Raw genomic sequence first — 24242 nt, forward strand, 5'->3', positions numbered from 1 at the left:
CAACAGTTCACGACCTGATGCGGGGGAGGCCGGGGGCATGGGCACGTTTGGTTTGCCGCCACCCGATATTCAATTCAATTACAAGAGTGTCACGGGCTCGGCAGTCCAGGTTCTGAGCTTCGATGCTGCGCTGGCGGTCAGCAGTGACTTCGACGGCAGCGTCGGCAACAGTTTCCCGGTCGCGGGCTTCACGATTTCGCTGTGGGTGAATTCGACCCAGAGCGACGCCAACGCCGTTGTCTTCAGCTACGGCACCCAGAGCGCCGGCGCCGCGCAGCGGCTGTGGATCAAGAATCCATCCGACATCAACATCGGCTTCGGTGCGGCCAGCACCGGTGCGACCGGCCTGTCGGTGGCCGATGGTGCCTGGCACAACATCACCGTGGTCGTTCGCCCCGTGGGGCGAGCGCATTACGAAGTGCAGGTCGCCGTCGACGGCATCGTCGTTCTGATCAACCAGCGCGCGCTGTCGTTCGTCGCCGGGACCGGCCTTCCCGCGGCCGGCACGCTTGTCCTCGGCAGCGGCATCAGCGGGTCGGGCGAGACCAATTTCCGCGGCATGATGAGCGAATTCCAGCTCTGGAATTCAGCGCTCGACCCGCCGGCACTCGCCACCATCCTGCAACGTCAGGTCACGTCCGCAACTTCAGGCGTCACACTTGTGTGGGCGCTCGACAGCGCCGCCGATGCCGGCACCATCACTGGCGTGCCGAGCTTCGGGGCCTCGACATTGACGTTCCGTGAGAGCGCGCCCGGCATGCCCGCCTATGCCTGGATCACATGGACCGCAGTGTCCGGCGCGACCGATTATGATGTGAGAATTGTCGCCGACAGCGGTGAATGGACCTTCTCGCAAAGCAGGATTCTCATCTCGGACCTGCCGGTCGGCCTGCCCGGGCTGCTGCTCGGTCGCAGTTACAGCGCCCAGGTGCGTGCCAACGATTCCACGGGCAAGGGAGCGTGGAGTTCGTCGGTGTCGATGACGCCGATCGATTTCGCCGGCATCACGCTGTCGTTCCAGTCGCCCAATCTGCAAACGCTGCTCGCGGTGTGGCCGGCGGTGGATCAGAGCACGCTTTATCAGGTCGGACTGTATCAGAATCCGGCTCAAGCCCCGGTGCCGCCACCAACGGTCGCCGCATCCATCACGACCACGCAATACGATCTGTCGTCGAAACTGACCGACAGCAATGCCTGGGGTGTCCTGGTCAACGCCTCCGCGGTCGGCTCGATCGGGGCGTCGAACATGCTGGGATCGGTGGCGACGCCCGCCGCCGGCTTCTACTACGTCAACCCGGTCAGCACCGGGAACGGTTCCTTCACGTTCACGCTGCCGAATGCGCGCCCTACGCCGGATTACTTTTATCTGCGCGTCCAGCAGGGCGAGAATCACATCATCGACCAGATCATCGCCGGCACGACGACCTCGCCGGTCGAGATCCCGAGCCCGGTCCCGGTTCAGGCCGGCGCACAGTTTACCGGACTGCTGCGCACCATCGGCGCAGGCGTGCTCAGTCCCTGGAATTCGACCGCGATCACGGTGCATAAGCTCGGCGCGCCGTCGCCGCTGTTCGAGGCGGTCGCCTCGCCCGCGCCCGAGGCCTTGCAGTCAACCTGGGTCGCGGTGGCGCAGGGCGCGACCTACGACATCAAGCTGTTCCAGGACAGCAATCCGACGCCGATCGTGTCGCTGAGCCGGCAGAACACGCTCAGCTTTGCGCTCAATACCTATCTGCCGGCCGCCGCTGCGCTCACCGGGAGCGCGTACACGCTGCAAGTGAACGCCAACGATCTCGACGAGACCGGGCCGCCGAATGCGATCGTCGCGCCGCCGGCGCTGCAAGCGGGCTTCGCTTATACCTGGACCGGCAATGCAGACACCTCCACCCTGGTCGCGGGCTGGTCCGCGAGCGGCAGCTATCAGGTCTATGTCCGCGTCTTTGTCGGTGCGGCGCAGACGCCGTCGCAATATGGATTGTACACCGCGGCCCAGGGCAGCGCCGCGGTGCCGGCCCCGCCGGGCGGCTTTGTGGAAGGAACGTCTTACGCCTTCCAGATGATCGGTCTCGGTACTGCCGCGATGGCGGTGCCGGATTTCGGCACGGTGATCGTGCACAACATCGCCGCGCCGGTGGTGGTCTTCGCGCCGGTCGCGGGCGCGGTGCCTCCTGCGGTGCAGGCGCAATGGGCCGCGCTCGATCCGCAGCTCGAAACATTGCAATACCAGGTGGTCGTCGGCGGCACGCCAATGATCCCCATGCAGGCCGGCCGTGTTTACGCGTTGACCGCGGCGCAGCTGAACAGCGCCGCGGCGCTGAGTGTCCAGGTCCAGGGCGTCGCGGACAATTCCTATGGCCTGTTGAGCCCGTCGCTTCCGGTGGCGCCGCTGGCGCCCGACTTCAGCTACACCCAGCTCACCCCCGCCGGTGGCGCGATGACGGTGACATGGCACGCCGCCGCGCTGGTCTATCTCGAGGTCGGCCCGAGCGGCCAGACGGCGACGCCGGTGCTGGTCAGCGACGGCACCACCACGAGCTACAGCGTGGTGCCGCCGAACGGCGGGTTCGTCGAAGGCTCGGTCTACAACAATTCGATCAAGTCGATCGCCAACGGAACGGTCGGCGCGTTCAGCACGCTCTCTGTGACGGTGCACATCCTGGCGCAGCCGCTGCCGGTGTTCAGCGCCGGCGCGACCGCAGGCGCGCTGACGGTGACGTGGCCCGACATCCGCACGCCCGCCCAGCAGAACGCCGGGCTGGTCGTCAACTACATCGTCAAGCTCGGCGGAACGGTGCAGGGCCAGCCGGGTCCCGCCTTGACTGTTCAAGTGCCGGGCGTGCTCGATCAGGACGCCGCCGCCGCCGTCACGGTGCAGGGAAGCGCCGATGGCTCCTTTGGCATCGTGAGTGCGCTGCCGGTGGTCGCGACGCCGGGCGGCCTTCAGGTGAGCTACGATCTCGTCAGCCTGCAATTCAAGGTGACTTGCCCGGCCGCATCGGGGGCGCTCGCCTACTGGCTGGCCATCACCGACTCCGGCGGCCGCAGTCTCGGCACGCTGTGGACCAATGCGTCCAGCCTGCAAAATTCATCGATCTATGTCGGGCAGATCGCCACGGCGGTGGCGCCGAGCGGGGCCTGCACCGTCAGACTGCGCGCGCTCGCCGCCGGCACGGTGACGGCCAATGCCAATGCCGTCATCACGGTGGTGAATATCGCGGGACCGTCGATCGTCTCACCGGTCGTCCAGGATCCGCCGAACTCGACCATCACGGCGACGTGGACGTTCGATCCCTCCGCCTATGGGCTGCAAAGTGCCTCCTATGTGGCGGAGCTCCTGAACGCGGGCGGCACCGTGCTCGACACCAAGGCGGTGTCGACCAAGTCGGCGACGCTCAGCTATGCCGGCAAGAACGTCTCGCCCGGCGACACGGTGAGCGTGCGAGTGAGGGCGGTGTCGGGCGGCGTTTCCGGCCAATGGGGGACTCTGCAAGTCGCGGTCGCAAGCTCCGTGCCGCAGGTGACGATCACGAGCTTCTGCTTCACTTCGACCGACGCTTTCAATCTTGCATGGTCGGACCTTGGACCAGGCTTCACCTACACGGTGAACATGACGGGCACGGGCCTGAAGGCCGGTGTGTTTCCGAAAACCGGCCTGACCAGCACGACGCTGAGCATGACCAGCGCCGAGACCGGCGTGCAGAACGGCCAGACATACACCGCGACCGTTACCGGCTATTCGGGTGCGACCGCTGGCCCCGCCAGCGTTGGCGTGTCGGCCACTGCAGGCGAGGTCACGCCGCCCGACCATGGCGGCAGCGGCGGGTCGGGCACCGGCGGCGATCCCGTGAATCTCGCGACCGGCTGGTTCAGCTATGCCAATGCCGACATCGAGGTCAACGGTGTGGTGCCGTTGCGCTTCGTCACCTACTACAACAGCTACACGGCGCTGCCGACAGACGATCCGCCGCAGCCCAGCGTTCCCATGGGCGCGCGCTGGAACCATGTCTACAACACGCTGATCGAGACCGCACCTGATGGCAAGACGCTCGCTGTGATGTGGGGGGCGGGTCCCATCAACGTCTATGACGTGCCGCAATCGATCACCGGGTCGTACCGGAAGCAGGGGCTCCCGAACGGCGATCGCTTGGTCTGCAATTCCGATCTCAGCTACACGCTGACGCGGCGCGACCGTACGGTCTACAATTTCAATCGCGACGGCCGCCTGAGCGCGATCCTCGATCCGGCCGGCAACGCCGTCGCTCTCGCCTACAGCAACAACCAGCTCACCACCATCACCGACCAGGCCAGCGGGCGCAGCCTGACGCTGACCTACTGGAACAACGGCACCGACAACGGCCGGATCTGGAAGGTCACGGACAACACCGGCCGCACCATCGTCTACAACTACAGCTCGGGCGATCTCGTCAGCATGACCGACGTGCAGTCGCAACCGCGCAGCTACACCTACTGGTCGCGTTCGCTGATGAAGACGGCGACAGACCAGAACGGCCACACCTTCATCAGCAATCGCTACGACTCGCAGGGACGCGTTGAATTCCAGCAGGATGCGCGGGCGATCGCGGCCAATGCCGGCTATGGGTTCACCTTCCAGTATGCCGATGTCGCGGGCTCCGGCGGTGTCACCTATGTGCAGACCACGTTCACGGACCGGATGGGCAACGTCACGGTCTATCTCAGCGACAAGGCCACGCAGAACACCGTGTCCGCGGTGACGACGCTGCCGGACAACATCGTCTATCAGGTCACCCGCACCTTCGACGCATTCGGCTACATGCGCAGCGAAACCGTTTACCAGGGGTCGCCGAATCCAGCGCCGGGCACCGGCAACACGATGACTTGCGACTACGACGGCAATGGCAACGTCGCCCATGTGAATTGGCTGACCACCGGCGAGTCGTTGACGCTCGGCTATGACCCCAACAACAATCTGACCAGCCTCACCGATGCGCTCGGCGGCGTCACCAATTTCGACTATTATCCCGGCACCAACAACGTCCACACCATCACCTATCCGCTGGGCCGCAAGACGGTGGTCACCTACTGGCCGGGCAACATCGCGGGCCAGGCCAAGACCATCACCGACTATCCCGCCGCGGCCGGTGGCGGCACCAGTAGCCTCGGCAACGTCACTCAAATCAGCTACTACACCAATGGCGACCTCAAGCAGATCGTCGGGCCGCTCGGCAACAGCCGCACGATTGCTTATGACGGCGACGATCATGGCTGGCCGGTCTCGGTGACGATCGCCGACAGCAACGGCACCGCACTGCTGCAAACCGCGATCACGCCCTATCCGAAGACCGGGCTCCCCAACATCGTGGCCAAGCAATACGGCACGCAGCCGGTGGCGAACGCCTATGCGACCACCATGGTGTTCGACTTCGTCGGCAATCTCACGTCGCGGACCAACACGCTGCTGCATGCCACTACGATCCAGCGCAATCCGGGCAACGATCCCTGGATCATCACCTATCCCGCGGCGGCCGGTCACGATCCGCGCCAGACCGTGCTGCTGTACGACAACAGCCAGAACCTGCGGAGCGTGCAGCTTGCCACCGATCCACTGGTGATGCGTCAATACACCTGGGATGCAATGGCGCGGCTCGCGACCATGGTCGATGGACAGTTGCAGACCACCAATTTCGATTACGCCATGGACCTCACGCACCCGAACGGTCCATGTCCGGTCGCGCGCACAACCACGACGCCGAAGGTCACCGGCGAGCCTCAGCCGTTCCAGTCGCAATGGGTCACCGACATGCTGGGACGTGTCGTGAAGACCGTCGACCTCGCATTGCAGGGAACGTCCGGTACCGTAACCACGGTCGCCTACAGCCATGTCACCGGGCCAACGCACGGTGTGCTGGCGCGCCAGACCCTCGTCACCCTGCCGCTCGAGAATTCGTCGCAGCAGACGGCCTATCAGACCATCGTCGTCACAGACGCGCTGGGGCGCGTGATCTCGCGCACCGCCGAGAATCAGAAGAGCTGGACCACGACCTACGATGTGGTCGCGTTGCCGATTGCGGGCAGCCAGAGCCAGATGGCCTGCGAGGTCGCGACCACCACCGATCCGCTCGGCAACCAGGTGATCGTCACCACGGATCCGCTCGGCCGTGTCGTCAAGCGCGTGGCCGGCAACCCCGGTGGTGACGGCGTCGCGGCGCAGTGGCGGACGAGCAGCTACCTCTACGATGCCCTCAACCGCCTGCTGTCGAGTCAGGAACAGGTGCCCGTGGCCGGCGACACGTTGCTGCCGACGACTTACGGCTACAATTACGACGCGGCGACCGGATACATGACGGTGACGGTGTCGCCCTACGGGCGAGCATCCTCGGTCTATTCCTATGACGGCATCGGGCAGTGGCGCAGCTACACCGACGCCAACGGGCTCACCTACGGTTTCGACTATCATCCGGATGGACGGCTGAAGAGCTATACCAACGGGCGCGGCAAGACGGTGCTTTACGGCTTCGACTCCGCCGGCCGCTTCACCACCACGACGCTGCCCGACGCAGGCGGCGTCATCACCCAGGTGCTCGACGGCAACGGCAACCGCACGGCGACCAAGCTCGACCAGGTGCAGGTGATCGGCCGCAGCTTCGACCAGCTCAACCGCATGACGGGACGCACCGTCACCGCCACCAACAGCACGGTGGGTTACGCCTATTGGCCGACCGGCGCGCTGAAGACCTTGACTCATCCCGATGGCAAGGCGGTGGGGTACGTGTTCGACGGCCTCCAGCGAATGTGGACGGTGACCGACTGGGCCGCCCGCGTGACAACTTACGGCTATTGGCCGATGGGACAATTGCAGTCGGCGGCGCTGCCGAACGGCGTGTCCGTCGCCTATCAGGTCGACGATGCCGGTCGTTCCACCGGCTTCGTCGCGAGCGCCGCCGGGCGAACCATCGCGGCGTCCAGCCGCATCCTCGATCCGTTCGGAAACCCCTCGAGCGAAACCGAGATCCTGCCGCTGGCCCCGCAGGACGAGGCGACCGTGCAGTCCTTTACCTATGACGCCGACCGCATGCTCACCGCGAACGGCGAAAGCCTGACCTACGACGACGACGGCAACATGACCGGGGTGCCCGGCGTCAACGGCATCCTCAGCTATGATGCGCTCAACCAGCTGACCGCGATCGGCAGCGCGGCCAGCTATGATTACGACGTCGACGGCCTGCTGACCCGCACGACAGTCAACGGCACGGTCTCCAACCTGATCCAGGACATCGCCGGCTTCCGCGCGCCGTGGCTGGAGCAGGCCGATCCGTCACGCGCGATCAATGCGGCGCTGAGCGTGTCGATGCCGAGTGGCCCGGAGGCGCCGCTGCCGCTGACCAGCGGATCGCCGGGCCTGGTCGGCATGGCTCGCGGCCCGCTTAACAATGTGATCGCCGCGACTGACGCGGCCGGCGCCGTGCAGCAGCGCTATGTCCACGGCATGGGCCTGATCAGCCGCGAGGATGCGGACGGCAATCTCGTCTATGTGTTCGACCAGATGGGCAGCACGCTGGCGCTGGTCGACAATACGGGCGCCGTCACCGACAGCTATGCCTATTCGCCGTTCGGGCAGGTGCTGGGGCAGACCGGCTCGACCGTCAATCCGTTCCGTTATCACGGCCGCCATGGTGCGCTGGACGATGGCCTCGGGCTCGTCAACATGCGCGCGCGCCGGCACGTCCCGTCGCTGCTGCGGTTCTCCGGGCGCGACTTCCTGTTCGGCGACGACCGCTACGGCCAGACGCTCAACCGTTACGGCTTCGTCCAGGACAATCCGGTGGCGCTGATCGATCCGCTCGGCCTGTGCAGCGACAGCGGCGGGGGCGGCCTTTCGACCGGTGCACGGATTGCACTCGGCGTGATTGGCGGCCTGGCCCTGTTGATCGGAGGCGCCGTGCTCATTGGCCTGCTGCTGTCGGGGACGCTCGGCGCCCTCGGCGGCGGGCTGGGCGGTGCGGTGATCGGCGGCATCGGCGGTGCGCTGATCGGAGCGGCTGTCGGAGGTGTGATCGGTGCGGTGGTCGGCGGCGTGATCGGCGGTGTCGCAGGCGGGGTTGGCGGCGGCGCTGGCGGCAGCTCGCTTGCCAACAACCCTTCTGAACCGCAGTACGAGGAGCTCAACAACGAGGATGAGTACGGCGGCGAGAGCGGCGATATTCCGTTGCAGACCTTCAGCAGCAGCGAATCCAGCGATGTCTCCAGGCTGCAGTACCCGCTGGAGAGAGGCAAGAGCGTCAATATCGGCTCTGGTCAGGTCCTCACGCACCGCAATCCAGGGGGCAGCGAATTGATATGAGCTCGATCGCACAGTCTTTCGTCGATCTGGCCAGCGGGCAGGTGGCCTTTGCGTTGCCGATCGCCACACTGACCGATCCGGTCGGTCCGTTGGCTGGTGTCACGCTGGCTTACCGCAGCGATGTTCAGGCTGACGTCTCCACCTGGAATCTCGCGCGGCCGACCGGCGTAGCCGGCCTCGGCTGGCGTCTGGTGTCGCAATCCATCGCCGTCAATGCGGACGGCGGCATCGATTTCGTCTCGGACGATCAACGCAATCCGCTGCGTCAAACCGGCGTCGATGGCGATGGCACGCTGATCTACCGGAGCGAGGACTATCTGTTCTGGAAGATCCGTTACGACCCGCGGAATGAACGCTGGGACGTCACCAGCACGGACGGCGTGCGCTCGGTCTATGGCGATGCCGACAGCGGCCGCGCCACCGTGCAATGGGGCGTCGCCTGGGGCGGCTGGGCCGGAGCCAGCAACGACATAGCCGGTCAGCGGCCGGTCGCGATCGTCTGGAATCTGTCGGAGGTCGTCGATCTCTGGGGCAACGCCGTGCGCTATGCCTACCGTCAGGATGCCGTTGCGGTCGGCACCGGCGGACGGTCGTACACTAGGGCCAGCTATCTCACGCAAATCACCGGCGCTGCCGGCAGCATGATCCAGCTCGGCTATCGGCCGAAGGACCCGCAGGAATACCAGAATCCGCATGCCGGGCTCACGCCCAATGCCTGGCAATCGCGCTATGAGACCGAATACCTCAACACGGTGTCGGTGACGTCGCCCTCTGGTGCGACGCTGACGACGATCACGCTGACTTACCCGCCGAGCCTGCTCGGCACCGATCAATTCGCCAAGCGCCTGCTCACCGGCTGGGTCGCGGTCTCCGCCGGCGGCGAGAGCCGTCCGAACTATGTGTTTGCCTACGACACCGTCCTGAGCCGTGCGACGTCAGGGATGATGACCGGCCTGACCACGCCCGACGGGCGTCAGGTCACGTTCGCCTATAGCCCGCTCGTCGTCGGCAACTCGGCGCGCAGCATTCCGCTGCCGATGCCGGTGGCCTCCGGCCTGACCTTCAGCCTGCCGCGATTGTGGTTCGAGCGCGACTATGTGGTGGTGATCTGGCTGCGCAGCGACAGCAAGGCGCAGATCATGGCCTACACCTGGTCCGGCCGCTGGCTCGCCGCCACGCTCGATCTGCTGCCGGTCGGCAACACCTATGCGCAGCTTCAGGTCGCCGTGGCGCCGAACAGTTTCGTCGTGACGGCGGGCACGAGTGCGGTTGCGTATCACGTCAATCCGGCTATGTCCGGCACCTGGACGTCATCAGGCGTGCTGGCCTTGACCCTGACGGCCGGCGAGCAGGTCGCGGTTGCGGCCGGCGAGGGCATCGCCGCCGTGCTCGGCGCAACCAGCGGCAAGCTCAATCCGCTGCTCTGGACCGGACAGACCTGGCAGGCGCAGGCCGTGACCGATCTGTCGGGCGGCGCCACCGGCCTCGCCGTCGCACTGTCGGCGACCAGCGACTACATCCTTGCCGGTGCCACCAGCACGTCGCTGCCGCTGCTTCCGGCCACGCTCTGCCTGATGCGACGCGACGCGCAGAACACCTGGCAGCAGACGCTCACCACCGTCGGCCGGGCGATGTCGGTGATCGGCTCGCTGTCGATTGCGTGCAGCGACGGCTTTGCGGCGCTGTGGTCCAACGGGCCGGTCGGCGCCAATGTGCGGCTCAGGCTCGGCGTCGTGAGCTGGGCCGCCGATTTCTCCGCATTGGCGTTCACCGAACTCGCCGATCAGACCTGGGCGACAGCTGCGGTGCCGCCGGTCTCGGTCCATGGCAGCAGCGTGGCGATGGGCCAGACCCTGTTCCGTTACGACGGTACGCTCTGGTCCAGCCAGGACCTGTCAGCGATCACCTATACCGGACAACAGTCGGTGACGGCGGTGTCGTGCGGTCCGGACCGCGTGGTGCGCACCATCGCGATGAGCGCGGGCGGCGCGACATTCGACGTGATCGACTTTGCGCCGAACCTTTCGACCTCGGCCACGCCCTGGTCGACCGCGCTGACCACCACGGCGGCGAGCGCGACTTTTGCCGCGGCGGCAGCGCGGAGCGGCGGGAAGAGCGTCGGCAGCAACTATGTGCTGTTCAACACCACCGCGAACGGTGTCACGTCGAACGCGATCTATTACCGGCTTCCGAACGGGACCTGGAACACGCCGGTGTCGTTACCCGATGCGCTGACCGCCACCGAGCTGCCATCGCTGCAAATTCTCGACCAGCGCTACTGCATTTACCAGAGCGGCGGCAACACCGTGGTCTACGCGCTCGCCAATGGCGGCGTGGCGAGCACCGGCCGCATTGCGCTCAGCGGTCAGCAGATCATGGTCCCCAACGCCGCGCCGACGCTGCTGGTCGGGCCGAGCGCGTTTGCGGCCTATTCCGGGACCTGGAGCACCACGCCGAGCCTCACGCTCTATCGCGTGTTGGGCGACGCCGTCCTCGGCACCCAGTCGGTCGAGGTGATCGATACCGTCGCGTGCAACGATGGCTACGAGACGGCGACGACCGCCTATGGCTTCACCGCCAGCACCGCCACGATCGATGTCGCTGGCGAACGCGCCGGCTTCAACCAGGCCGCCAGCGCCGTCGGCGCCGCCAGCATGGCTGTCACGCCCTATGGCAGCACGGTGGTCAATTTGTTCAACGACCTCACTCCGGCCGACGCCAACAATCCGACCTATCCCAACAGCAACAACTGGTCGAACGCGGCAACCTTCACGCGGCTGTTGCAGGGGCGCTGCTACCAGACCCGGATCCTGCCCGCGAGCGGCAGCCCGCCGAATTCAGTCGAGACGTTCTACTGGCAGGTGTCCACGAAGTTGCTGGGCAGCGCCGGTGGCCGCCAGGGTTTTTATGCGCGCATTGCCGCGCGCTCGCGCGTGCTCGACGGCGTCACCACGACAACGCAGTTCGCCTTTGCCGCCGAGAGCGGTCTCACCACCTCGGCGACGACGTCGCGCTTCAATTCGCTCGGCGTGCAGGAGACGCTGGTCACCGCCTATACTTATTGGTGGCAGCAATACGATCCAAACCGGACGCTCAACCTGCTGACGCCGGTGATCCAGGCGCAGAGCAGCACCGGCGGCGTGGTCACCGCCACGACGATCACGACCTGGCGCAACGACTGGGGCAGCAAGCCCGGCTGCTGGGCGCCGTCGGCCGCCTTCATCGCGACACAGGCGGCCCCTCAAACCTTCAACCACTGGACACCGACCAATACGCCGCTTGCCACCGGCTGGCAGCAGCAATCGGCGGTGCTGGCGCGCAGCGCGCGGGGCGTCCCCATGCGTGCAGCCAACGCCATCGGTGTGCCGCGTTCGAGCGTGCTCGATGCGACCGGCAGTTTTACGGTGGCGAGCTTCGCCAATGCCGATATCGGCCAGCTCGCTGCGAGCTATTACGGCTTCGAACCCTACGAGGCGAATACCAGCTGGTCTTATCTCGGCGGCAATCTCGCCGCCAATCTCACCAATGCGCAATCCCATACCGGTTCTCGCAGCCTGCAGCTGTTCGCCAATGCGGCCGCGATCGCGGGGCCGACCGCGACGTTCCTCGCGACCACCGACGACAGGACCTACGTCTTCTCCTGCTGGATGCTGATCCCGTCGGGCTTCACCAGCAATCCGGCCAACGCCCAGTGGTCGCTACAGGTCTACACCGCCGCCGATCCTCCGGTCGCGGTCGGCAGCCCGATTACGCTGGCATTCCCGGCCGGCGCGTCGCAATGGCAATATCTCAATGCTGTGGTCGATCTCGCAGCGATCCGTTCGTCCGGCGGCATCGGGGCGAACGTGCCGCTGAGCATCTCGATCACCGGCTTCAACAAGGTCGCCGGCAGCGGCACCATCTACATCGACGAGTTGCGCTTTTCGCCGGTCGACGCGGGCTACCAGGCGAGCGTCTATGACTCCGCGAGCTTCGCGGCCTCGGCGAACCTCGCGGAGAACGGCGCGACGCTGCGCAATGTGCGCGACGGCGCCGACGAGATCGTCGCGATGGTTGGCCCTGCGGAGAACGTCGCCGGCATCTCGGTGCCGGCCTATGCGCGGGCGATGGCGGCGAACGGCGTGTTCGATCCCAATCTGCCGAACTCGCTGCTCAATTTGCGCTCGTCGGCGCCGGGGGTCTATTTCGATTTCGATCCCAGCGACGCGAGCGCCTGGACCTTGCCGAGTGGCTGGTCGGTGGCGCAGCGGCAACTGACCTATGACGGGGTGGCCGCCAGCGTTTTGCCGGGCAGCCAGGCCGTGCTGACTGCCTTCTCCAATGCCAATTATGCCGCGCGGGTGGCGGTGCGTCACAGCGGCACCGCGCCGCCGGCGAGCATCGGCTGCGGCAACGTCTATGCCGGCTGGGACCCCAGCCAGAATGCATGGGTGCTGTCGGCGCAGCAGTCCGGCGTTTGGGGCACGCTGGCGAGCCGCAGCGGCAGCTTCGGATCTGAGTGGCTGTTCCTGATGGTCGACGGCCTCGTCAGCCTGTTCGTCAGCGGCAACGAGGTGTTCAGCGTCCAGCTTCCCAACGGCGTCGTGCCGGATGGCAAGCTAAAGCTTGGCCTCGGCGGCGCCGGCGCGTTTGCGGAGCTCGCGGTTGCCGTCGATCCGATGCTCGACATCGCGTTCTATGACGGCGCCGGCCGCTTCATGCAGCGGCTGCAACTCGCCGACAATTCGGCGCTGGTGGCATCGGGCGTGCTCTACGACGCGATCGGCCGGGCGCAGTACGACAAGAACCCCCTGGACTCGACGCTGGCGATCGGCCCGCCGGCCTCGCTGAAGCAGGGCGTCGGTGCCGGGCCGGACGAAAAGCGCATCGACGGCGCGCTCACGGCCTATCTGCCCTATCTCGACGGGAAGCAGATGACGCTGACGCAATATCTCGATCCCGCCAATGGCTCGCCGTTCCATCAGGCCGCCTACGAGGCGACGCCGCTATCGCGGCCGACCGCATTGGCATGGCCGGGTCCGACGCTGGCGATGAACAGCCTGCATGCCGCGACGATGAGCTACGGCTGCAATCAGGCCGGCGACTTCCTGCAGTCGCTGTTGCCGCCGAATGCGCCGGGCGCGGCGACCGGCAGCTATTATCTGCGGCAGTTGACCGATCCGGACGGCAACCTGATCCAGCGGGTCAGCAACCAGACCGGCCAGATCATCGCCGAGCATCTGGTGCCGGCGGGCCAGGGCGCGACGACGTCGACCGTCTTCTACATCTACGATTCGGCAGGGCGCCTCACCACCACGCGGCAGCCGAACTACTACGCGCCGCCCAATGGTTCGCAGAACACCATTTGGCAGATCCAGCGCGGCTATACGTTTGCCGGCAGCCTTGCGAGCGTGACCAGCGCCGACGCCGGCACCACGCAATTCCTCTACGATGCGCTCGGGCGCCAGCGCTTTCGGCTCGATGCCGATGGCGCGGCACAAAGCAATCCGCGGATCGTGTATTTTCTCTATGACGGGCTCGATCGCACCGTCGAAACGGGATGGGTGCAGGCGGCCGGCATCACCTGGGCGACGGCGGCGGCCAATGTCGACAACCAGAGCTGGCCGTCGGCGGTCTCCGGCGCGGTGTGGTATCGCCGCATGACCTACGATCTCTTGCCCTCGCGTGCGAGCGCACCCAATCTGATCGGCCGGCTGTCGCAGGTTGCCGTCAACAGCACGCTTGCGGCATCGCCTGTCACGTTCGACACCCATGCCTATGCCTACGATCTTGCCGGCAACGTCACGCTGATCACCAGCATGGTGCCGTCGTTCGCGACCACCTCCTACCAGGCGAGCTTCAGCTACAACAATCTGGGACAGACCACGGGAGTCACCTATCCGCGCCCGCTCGACGGGCACGGACAGCCGACGGGGGCGCCGACGCTGGTCACCTCGTTCTACAATCGGCTGGGCCAGCTCGCGGCGGTCGGCAATGCGCCCCGCGGCGACGAAGTGGTCGATCCGGACAACCCTGCCAACGGTCCGATGCAGCGCTATGCGCTCTATCGCTACACCGCGAACGGTCAGGTGCTGACAGAATCTTTCAACAACCTTGCGACATCAATCGCCCGTTCCTACCAGTATACGCCGGCGCACTGGCTGTCCGGCATCGCTGGCGACTTCTATTCCGAGACCGTGACCTACGGTGCGGGCGGCATCGGCGGCGGCAGCTATTACGACGGCAAGATCACCGCCTGGAGCGCGACCTATCGCGACCAACCGGGTGCCGATCCGATGACCGCGCCGGTCACCTACCAGGCGAACTGGACTTACGCATATGACGGGCAGGGCCGTCTCACAGCGGCCGCCTGCACCTCCGCGCTTGATGGCGCCACGCGCACGATCGGAAGCGCGGCGTCGCCGGTCAGCTACGATGCCAACGGAAACTTCAGCACGGTGCCTCTGGGGGCGTCGTCGCAGCAATATGGCTACCAGACCGCTCCCGCTCCGGCGCCGCGCGATGTGGCGGAAGACGATCCGTCGCCGCAGATCAATGACCGGATCAATCTCGTCACCACCACGCTCAATGCCGCCATCGGCTTCACCGAGGGTGAAAATCGTGCGGGCTGGAGCTGGGGCGCCAGCAACGGCGGTCCGTCCACATCGCAGATCGCCAGCTGGTCCGGCCCGAACGGGCCGCCGAACAACAGCTATCTGTCGCTGGCAGGCGGCAGCAGCGGCCATTTCGAATTCCTGCGCTTCAGCGGCACAGTCGATCCGGCCGGTACGTTCAAGCTACAATATTGGCTGAACACGCCGCAGCCGTTTTCGACGCAGGGCGGCGCCGCGGGCTGGTATCTGTCGGTGCTCACCGCCGGCGGCGCCAACCTGCTGGTTCAGATCAAGGATGTCACCGCCGGTTCGAACGGCTGGAGCCAGTTCACGGTGACCGTCGATGTGCCGGGCCTGCTCGCATCGATGGCGCTGGATGCACCGGTGGTCGGCATCGCGCTGGTGCTGCGGAATGCCAAGCGCTCCGGCACCAGCGCGGCCGGCGCTGCGCTTCAGGTCTCGGCGATCGCGCTGACGTCGATCGCGGTACAGAATCCGCAGCCTTACGTGTTCGATGCCGACGGCGCCGCGACGTCTGCGCCGCCGTTGCAGGTCACGTCCATCGAATACTGCCCGGTGAACGGGCTTGCGGCGGAGATCGCGCTCGACCGCGTCGAGGTCGATCGGGTCGGCTATTGCTATGGCGCTTCAGACGCTGTCAGCGCGGGCATCGTCACCAATGCCGACGGCAGCACGAGCAAGGCGCTGTACTTCCAGGACCCGGACGGACGCCGCATCGCCTGCTTCAACCAGGCGGCAGGAGCTCCGGCGCCGACCCCGATCTACTACATCTACGGCGCGCGCGGGCCGATCGCGACCGACGGTGCCGACGGCGTCCGCTACATGCTCAGCGATCGACTCAATTCCGTGCGCGTGGCGGTGGATGCCACCGGCAATGTCTGCGAGCGCAACGACTACGATCCGTACGGTGAAATGCTGTTTGCCCGCACCCGGACCACGCCGGTGGGTGTCGGCTTCGCCGGCCAGTTTCTCGACGATCCGGCCGGCCTCGTCAGCTTCATGGGACGGCTGTACGATCCCTCGTTGCGGGTGTGTCTCGATGCGCGGGCCGGCGGGCCTAACACGCCATACGGTATGGCCGCGGGAAATCCGGTCGGTGTGCAGCCGGACAGCGCGGCGGGAATTCTCAAGCCGCCGCAGGCGGTCGTGGTCGCGCCGGTGCAGCCGCCGCCGCGCGCCCCGGATTGGTATGTGCGCATCGGGGACCAATTGGTCGAGGTGCCCTGGCTGTATCTTTACGAGAGCGGGGGGCCGACACGGTTCGTGCCGCCGGCCGGAAAGACTCCGTCGGAACTGGCCGACTATCTCGAGAAGAGCTATCCCGAGATTGCACTTTCGGATTACTTCAAGAAGCCCGAGCGGCGCGAGCCGAGGACTGGCAGGATCGGAAAAGATGCGGCGATCGCGGAGGCGCTGGGAATAAGCCTTCACGATTTCTACAATTCGGATCGTCACGAGCACTTCATCTACTTGTCTTCGGTCGATGCCAGCTGTCCCCTGATCGAGGGCGAATTCGTCTATGTCGTCAATCGCGGGCCCGGCGGGCTGCCGCAGATGGTGCTGTACCAGCAACCGCTGGCCGGGCGTAAGCCTGACGACACCACGTATGTCCGGCACTCCCAGCTTGCAAACGGTGGTTCCGTCATCGCCGCCGGCGGGGTGTATTTCTCCAACGGCGTCGTGATCGTGAACGAAGAGTCAGGGCATTATCAGCCGAAGACGCAATATGTGTTGTATTCGGCAGCATTTCTGAGGTTGCTTGGCTTCGAGGATGTCACCAACATCCAGTTCAATTCCTTCACGAATGAGATGCGGACGATGTTCCTGCAGAACATGCAGACCAACATCACCCTCGGCCCCTGGTTTACGCCTCCGTAGCGCCGACCAAGCACGCCTGATCACGCTGATCCAGTTTGTCGAACCGATCCCGGTCGGGAGATTCTTGCGTCCTAGAAGTCCGAGACCTTTCCGACGGCAAGTCCGGCAAAGCGGTCTGGCCCGTAGGGACCTGGATCGACGATCGGTACGGCGCCGGTTGCGATATCCGCGATGAGGTGCCCGGCGCCAGGGCCGATACCGAAGCCGTGGCCGCTGAAGCCCGCGGCCAATATCAATCCGGACAGGCCGGACGCCTCTCCGATGACCGGCACACCATCCGGTGTCGAGTCGATGTAGCCGCCCCATGCGGCCGTGATCCTGGTGTCCTTCAATGCCGGCAACAGTTCGAGCGCGCGCCGATGCGTGAGCTCGATCGCGTTTCGATCAGGGGTGGGATCCAGAACGCGAACGCGCTCCATCGGCGTCGGAACGCCGAGGGGCCAGCGGCGGAGCGTTTCATGTCCAGACCTCACGCCTTCAAGGCCGCCGGGGAGCAGACTGCGCCATCGGCGCAGGAACATCGGCAGGAATTGCGGAGCAAAGCGCAGCTGCTGCGGCGTCGGATCGACGCGGCCCCGGCCGCTGATGGCGAGCGTGTAGCCGCCATCACCGCGTTTCGTCACCGAAACGGCGGAGGTGTGGAGCGCGTCCGGCAGCCCTTTTGCGCCTCCCGAGACGGACAGGATGGATGACCGGATCGAGGCGAGCGGAAGGCGGATGCCGATCTGATGGCAGAAGGACGAGGACCACGCGCCGCCTGCCAATATGGCGATACGCGTGCGAATTGTGCCGCGCTCCGTCACGACCGCGCTGACCCGGCCGCCCTCGGTCTCCAGCCCGCGCGCCGCGCACATCTGGTGGACCGTGCTCCCGCGCCCGAGCAGCGCCCGCGCCACCGCCGGCGCCGCCCTGCTGGGATCGGCGGTGCCGTCGCTCGGCGAGAAGACTCCGCCTTTCCAGGCGCGTCCCGTCGCCGCGCCACGCTGTGTCGCCGCGGCGCCATCGAGCATATGCGTGGTGACGCCGACCGTTCGAGCGAAGTCGCGCCAGCGCGCCCAGCCTGCGAGCTCGGCCTCGTCGTTGCTGAGATACAGAAGGCCACAGCGGGAGAAGCCCGTGCTCTCGCCGCTTTCCGCGCCAAAGCGCTCCCAGAGGTCCAGGCTCCTGGTCGCCATCGGCAACTCGCGGGCATCGCGATTCTGCTGGCGGCACCAGCCCCAGTTTCGGCTGGACTGCTCGGCTCCGATCCGCCCCTTCTCCACGAGCGCGACGCTGAGGCCCCGCAGGGTGAGATAGTAGGCCGCGAACGCTCCGACGATGCCACCCCCGATGACCACGACGTCGGCGCTGCGGGGAAGCTCGTGCGAGGTCTCGATATGGCTGAGTGGCGCGGGCATCCGGCTTCCTGGATCTTGCTCGTCGCAGCGTAAGTCGCCCGCCGCCGTGGACGGCACTGGATTCGATGGCATCTCAGCATTTTATGCTGTATCCTCACGGTGCCGTAATACTGCGTTTTCTTCGAGTGATATGACATCAGTGACAAACGATCTGTGTGCGACGGGCGAGTTTTTGGCTTCCTTGGCCCAATTTTCTGTTGTGCCTTCTTCTGTTGTGCCTTCTGACGCGTGCTCGATGGGGAGTCACCGATGAAGCTGGATCGGATCGACATCAAGATCCTCCACGAGCTCCAGAAGAACGGCCGTATCACCAATGTCGAGCTCGCCGAGCTGGTGAATCTGTCGCCCAGCCCCTGTCTCATGCGCGTGAAGCGGCTGCAGAGCGAGGGCTACATCGAGGGCTACGCGGCCCAGATCAATGTGCGCAAGCTCGGACAGACGCTGACCGTGTTCACCGAGGTCACGTTGAAGAACCACAGGCAGATCGACTTCGCCCGTTTCCTGTCGGCGGTCGACAAGGTCGACCAGCTGATCGAGTGCCATCTGGTCTCGGGAGGTTACGACTACATGCTGAAATTCGTCACCGCCAGCATCGGCGAGTACCAGACGATCATGGAGCGGTTGACGGATATGGACATCGGCATCGACAAATATTTCAGCTTCGTCGTCCTCAAGTCGCCCATCGTGCGCTCGCAGATGCCGCTGACCAGCCTCTTTCCTGCTTGAACGGCCGCTGCGCCTGTCGTTTCTACTGATGGCTATAGGCGCGCACCTCTTCCGCATTCTGTTTCAAATTGTCGAGCCAGTCGGGATCGAGCTTGGGGACAGACGAGAACAGCAGCCGCGTATAGGGGTGCTGGGGTGCGGCCAGCCGGGTCGACGCGATCTGCTCGACCTTCTTTCCACGATACATCACGATGATCTCGTCGCAGATGGCCTCGACGACCGACAAATCGTGGCTGATGAAGACATAGGAGATGCCGAGCCCGCGCTGCAACTCCTTCAGGAGCTCGACCACGGCGGCCGCCACGACCGTATCGAGAGCCGACGTGATTTCGTCGCACAGGATGAGCATCGGCTCTGCTGCGAGGGCCCGGGCAAAATTCACCCGCTGTTTTTGACCGCCTGACAGTTCTCCCGGCAATCGATGACGTACGGATTTGGGGAGGCGGACCAGATCGAGCAGCTCGTTGACGCGCGCATCGCGCGTCTTGCCCCTCATGCCGTGGTAGAAGGTGAGGGGGCGCCTCAGGATGTCTTCCACCGACTTCGCCGGATTGAGCGCGGTGTCCGCATGCTGGAACACGATCTGGATCTGGCGCAGCTCGTTGCGGGTACGGTTGCGGCCGACCTTGCCCAATTCGCGCCCGTTGAAGATGACGTTGCCCGCATGGGCCGGCAGGATTCCGGCAATCGCCCGGGCAAGCGTTGACTTGCCGCAGCCGGACTCGCCGATGATGCCCAGATTTCGCCCGCGATCGAGCGTGAGGCTGACGGCCTGGACGGCATTGGCCAGCGGCTGTCCGTCGCGCGAGCGGGGACCGTAGCCGACCGTCAGATTGTCGACCTCGAGCAAGGGACGCTTCGTCGGGCCCTCGTCGTCGGGCGCCCGCTGCTGCGTCTTCGGCTTGAATGCGGCCAGCAACTGCCTCGTATAGGGGTGCCGAGCGTTCTCGAGGATATCACCGGTCGTGCCCGCTTCCTGGACGGTGCCGTCCTTGAGCACGACGATCCTGTCGGCGATCTGGGCGACCACGGCCAGATCGTGCGAGACGTAGACGCCGGCGATGTTGTGCTGCGCCATGACGGACTTGAATGCGCGCAGCACCTCGACCTGCGTCGTGACATCGAGCGCGGTGGTCGGCTCGTCGAAGATGACGACCTTCGGCTGCCCGATCAGGGCCATCGCGGCGGCGAGGCGCTGCAACTGACCGCCCGAGACCTGGTGCGGATAGCGGTCGCCGATCGTTTCCGGCTCCGGCAACGACAGCGCCCTGAACAGCGAGAGCGCCTTGGCTTTCGCCTCGGCGACCGGCATGAGCTTGTGGATCCGTGCCACCTCGATGACCTGATCCATGATGGTCAGTGCGGGATTGAAGGCGGCCGCAGCGCTCTGCGGCACGTAGGCGACGCGCGTCCCGCGGATTCGGGCGCGTTCCGTTTCCGAAAGCCTGACCATGTCGACGCCGGCGAGCCGGACCTCGCCGCCGGTGATTGCGCAGCCTTGTCGTGCGTAGCCCATCAGCGTCATGGCAATGGTGGTCTTGCCCGAGCCGCTCTCGCCGATGAGCGCGACGATTTCTCCCTCGGCGATGTCGAGGCTGATACCCTTGATGATCTCGACCCGCCTGCCGGCGTCGGTCGTTGCCTCAACCCTGAGATCGCGGATCTCGACGAGGTTTCCGGTCATTCGGGGCTCCGGTCGCGGATCCTGCGCGGCAGGTTGTCGATCAGGAGGTTGACGCTGACGGTCAGGCTTGCGATGGCGAACGAGGGGAAGATCACCGCCGGTGCGCCGAAGGGCAGGCCGCCGATGTTCTCGCGAACCAGTGCTCCCCAGTCGGCGTAGGGCGGCTGCACGCCTAACCCGAGAAAGGACAGGCCGGAGAGCAGCAGCACGATGAAGACGAATCGCAGGCCGAGATCGGCAAGCACGGGACCGAGAATGTTGGGGAGAATCTCCGAGGCGATGAGATAGGGCAGGCGTTCGCCGCGAATGCGGGCGACCACCATGAAGTCCATCGTGTTGACGTTGACGGCAAGGGCGCGGGCGAAGCGGTAGGCGCCGGGCGTGTAGATCACCGACAGCGTCGCGATCAGCGCCGGGATCGACGAGCCGACGGCGGCGACCACGACGAGGCCGAACAGCTTGCTTGGAATCGAGTTGAGCGCATCGAGAAAGCGGCTCAGCATGCTGTCGAACCACCCGCCGGCGACGGCCGCAGTCATGCCGAGCGCGACGCCGCTGAAGCAGGCGATGGAGACGGCGGCAAGGGAGATGCCGAGCGTGTAGCGCGCGCCGATCAGGATGCGCGAAAAGATGTCCCGGCCGAGATAGTCGGAGCCGAGCCACAGGTCCCGGCTGATGGGGCCGAAATAATCGGTATCGACGATCTCGCCGACGGAATGCGGGATGATGTGCGGGGCAAAAAGGGCGGCTCCGGCCCAGAGCAGGATAATGCCAAGGGCCGACACGCCGACGGGATTGAAACGATAGCCCAACCGCATGCCAAGCCGGCTTGACGACATCGGGTTCGTCATCGGAGCCTCGGATTGGACAGGACGGCAATGATGTCGGCCGCCGTGATCAGTGCCAGATAACCCAGGCAGAAGATCATCGCGCAGGTCTGGATCAGCGGCAGGTCGCGGGTCGAGACGGCGTCGACCATCAGCTTTGCGACGCCCGGGTAGTTGAAGATGGTCTCCACGATGATCACGCCGCCGAGCAGATAGGACAGCGAGAGCGCGACCGCATTGACGATGGGACCGAGCGCATTGGGCAGTGCGTGTCGCAGCACGAGCCGGGGACGCGAGGCACCCTTGAGCAGCGCCATCTCGACATAGGGCGTGTTCAACGTCTCGACCACGGCGGCACGGGTCATGCGGATCATCTGCGCCGAAACCCCGAATGTGAGCGTCATGACGGGCATCGCGTAGATCCTCAACAGGTCGTGGAACGACTTGACCTCGTTGGTGAGGGACAGCGCCGGGAGCCATTTGAGGTAGACCGCGAAGAGCAGCACCGCGAGCGTTGCGATCATGAACTCCGGCACCGAGATGATGCCGATGGTCCCGACGGTCACGATGCGGTCGTACAGCGTGCCGCGCCACATCGCGGAGGTGACGCCGAGCGTCAGGGCGAGGGGCACGGCGATCGAGGCGGTTAGTCCTGCGAGCTTCATCGTGTTGACGAACCGTCCGCGTATCAGATTGGCGACCGGGACATTGTTTGCATAGGACGTGCCGAAATCGCCCTGGAACAGGCCCGCGATCCATTTCATGAAGCGAATGATCGCGGGATCGTCGAGGTGCATTGCCTTGCGCAGGCCCTCGACCGCCTCGGGCGTCGCGGATTGGCCGAGCAGGATCGTGGCGGTATCGCCGGGCAGGAGCGCGGTCGCGAAGAAGACGGCGAAGGAAACGATCACGAGCGTGATCAAGGCAATGAGAAGCCGCCTCACCACGAGCGACGAAACTTGTCTTCTCACATTCGTGCTCCCGCACCACGTCGGACATTTTCGTCGGCGCCGGCTCCGATGTCAGGACCGGAGCCGCGACCTGCCTAGGCGCCGGTCAGGGCGTCAGCCAGACATACTCGGCGAAAGCGTAGCCCATCATGCCGCCGAGCGGGTTGGGCTCCAATCCCTTCAGCTTGGCAGTGATGGCGTCCACGTTGGAGATGTAGGCCGGAATGATGGTGCCGGCTTGTTCCGACACCAGCACCTGCATCTCGTTGTACATGGTTCGACGCTTGGCCTGATCGAGCGAGCCGCGGGCCTCGAGCAGCATCTTGTCGAACTGTTCCGAGCTGAAGCGGCTCTCGTTCCACGGCGCATCCGACTTGTAGAGCAGGGAGAACAGGATGTCGGGCGTCGGACGCGGGTTGATGTTGCCGAAATGGATCGGCGCCTTCAGCCAGTAATTGCTCCAGTAGCCGTCGGAGGGCACGCGCTTCACGTCGAGCTTCATGCCGATCTGGGCGGCGCTTGCCTGGACGATCATCGCCATGTCGATCGCCGAACCCGCCGCCTCGGAGGTGATGACCTCGATGGTCTGACCGAGTACGCCAGCCTTCTGGAAATGAAACTTGGCCTTGTCCAGGTCGAACGATTTCGGCTTGAGAGCGGCATTGTGGTAGACGTTGGCGGGCGACACGGGCTGGTCGTTGCCGACGACGCCGAACCCGCGCAGGGCTGATTTGACGATCTGCTCGCGGTTGACCACGTATTTCATGCCTTCCACGAAATCGCGGTTGTTGCCGGGCGCCATGTCCATGCGCATGTTCAGGTCGGTGTAGGTGCCCGACGTGCTCGTGGACAGTGCGAAACCGGCCTGGCCTTCGAGGAGGCGAACCGATCGCGGGTTGATCGAGGCTGCGAGATGAATATCCCCGGACAGCAGGGCGTTGATGCGGGCGTTTTCATCCGGAATGGCGAAAAACTCGAATGAATCGACGTTCGGGCCACCTTTGAAGTAATTCTGATTTCGGACGCCGATCGAACGCTCGCCGGGAGTGAACTGCTTGCACTTGAAGGCGCCGGTTCCGTTGCCCGAGGAGAAATCGGTGGTGCCGTCGGCCACGATCATGAAGTGATGCATGGACAGGATCGTCGGCAGGTCTGCGTTGGGGCTCGCCAGCGTGACCTCGACGGTGCTCTTGTCCACCGCCTTGAAGTCGGTCATCTGGGACGCGATTGCAGCGACCTTCGACCCGGTGGCCTTGTCCAGATGGCGCTTCAGCGAAAAGATGACGTCGTCGGCGCTGAGGTCCTTGCCATTGTGGAAGGTGACGCCCTTCTTCAGCTTGATCGTCCAGGTCTTGGCATCGCTGCTCTCGATCGACTCGGCGAGCTCCATCTGGGCGACACCGGTCTGGTCGAGAAAGGTCAGGCGATTGTAGAAGGAGCAGCAACGAACATAGTCGGTCGAGAGCGAGGCTTTGGCCGGGTCCAGCGTGTCGGCGGTCGACGAGGACCAGGCCGCGGCTTTCAGGGCGCCGCCTTTCACGGGTGTGGCCGCGACCGCTTCCGACGCGCGGCCGAAGATCGTGCTGGCCGCAGCGATGGCCACGCCGTTGGCGAGCATCAGCTTCAGCAAGTCGCGGCGCGAAGCCCCGCGCCGAATAGCGTGCTCGATCGCGGCATCGTCTGAACAAGACCAATTCGTCGTGTCGCTCATGTCAATCCCTCGCTGGCTACCGGCTACGGCTCGTGTTGCGGTGAGCGGCAGATTGTTCTGCCGCGCCATTGCGTGGATCTCGGCGCGGTCCGCCGTAACGACGATTGCCGCGTCTCCACTCAGGACTGCATTCTT

The 24242-nt window shown here is 65.2% G+C and carries 8 protein-coding genes; 3 read left to right on the forward strand and 5 right to left on the reverse strand.

Annotated elements, in window-relative coordinates:
- Window positions 1–37: 37 nt before the first annotated feature.
- Together PMI42_RS01750 and PMI42_RS01755 are read left to right on the forward strand one after the other, a co-directional pair.
- Entirely contained in the window at window positions 38–8320 is an 8283-nt protein-coding gene (locus PMI42_RS01750; protein ID WP_008130020.1) for an RHS repeat-associated core domain-containing protein, read from the forward strand.
- Window positions 8317–16812: a hypothetical protein gene (locus PMI42_RS01755; RefSeq protein WP_008130021.1), complete on the forward strand. Its 8496-nt coding sequence runs from the start codon at window positions 8317–8319 to the stop codon at window positions 16810–16812. Before PMI42_RS01750 ends, PMI42_RS01755 begins: the two co-directional genes overlap by 4 nt.
- A gap of 71 nt (window positions 16813–16883) precedes the next feature.
- On the opposite strand, the gene PMI42_RS01760 is transcribed toward PMI42_RS01755, so the two are convergent.
- A complete protein-coding gene (locus PMI42_RS01760; protein ID WP_008130022.1) occupies window positions 16884–18209 on the reverse strand; it encodes an NAD(P)/FAD-dependent oxidoreductase in 1326 nt (441 codons plus the stop codon).
- A gap of 249 nt (window positions 18210–18458) precedes the next feature.
- On the opposite strand from PMI42_RS01760, the gene PMI42_RS01765 reads away from it, so the two are divergent.
- Window positions 18459–18935, forward strand: coding sequence for an Lrp/AsnC family transcriptional regulator (locus tag PMI42_RS01765; RefSeq protein ID WP_008130023.1), 477 nt, complete (start codon window positions 18459–18461; stop codon window positions 18933–18935).
- Window positions 18936–18957: 22 nt separating this feature from the next.
- Here PMI42_RS01765 and PMI42_RS01770 read toward each other — a convergent pair whose 3' ends face one another.
- The 4 genes from PMI42_RS01770 to PMI42_RS01785 all read right to left on the reverse strand — a co-directional run bounded on the left by PMI42_RS01770 (window position 18958) and on the right by PMI42_RS01785 (window position 24107).
- Window positions 18958–20619, reverse strand: a complete 1662-nt coding sequence (locus tag PMI42_RS01770; protein ID WP_008130024.1) for an ABC transporter ATP-binding protein — start codon at window positions 20617–20619, stop codon at window positions 18958–18960.
- A complete protein-coding gene (locus tag PMI42_RS01775) occupies window positions 20616–21470 on the reverse strand; it encodes an ABC transporter permease (RefSeq protein WP_008130026.1) in 855 nt (284 codons plus the stop codon). Before PMI42_RS01775 ends, PMI42_RS01770 begins: the two co-directional genes overlap by 4 nt.
- Window positions 21467–22417 carry an ABC transporter permease gene (locus PMI42_RS01780; protein ID WP_008130028.1) on the reverse strand — a complete coding sequence of 317 codons (951 nt, stop codon included), beginning with the start codon at window positions 22415–22417 and terminating at the stop codon, window positions 21467–21469. The genes PMI42_RS01775 and PMI42_RS01780 overlap by 4 nt, the downstream gene beginning before the upstream one ends.
- An 85-nt stretch (window positions 22418–22502) precedes the next feature.
- Entirely contained in the window at window positions 22503–24107 is a 1605-nt protein-coding gene (locus PMI42_RS01785) for an ABC transporter substrate-binding protein (protein WP_008130029.1), read from the reverse strand.
- Between the last annotated feature and the right edge of the window lie 135 nt (window positions 24108–24242).

It is taken from the genome of Bradyrhizobium sp. YR681, assembly GCF_000282615.1.
Lineage (GTDB): Bacteria > Pseudomonadota > Alphaproteobacteria > Rhizobiales > Xanthobacteraceae > Bradyrhizobium.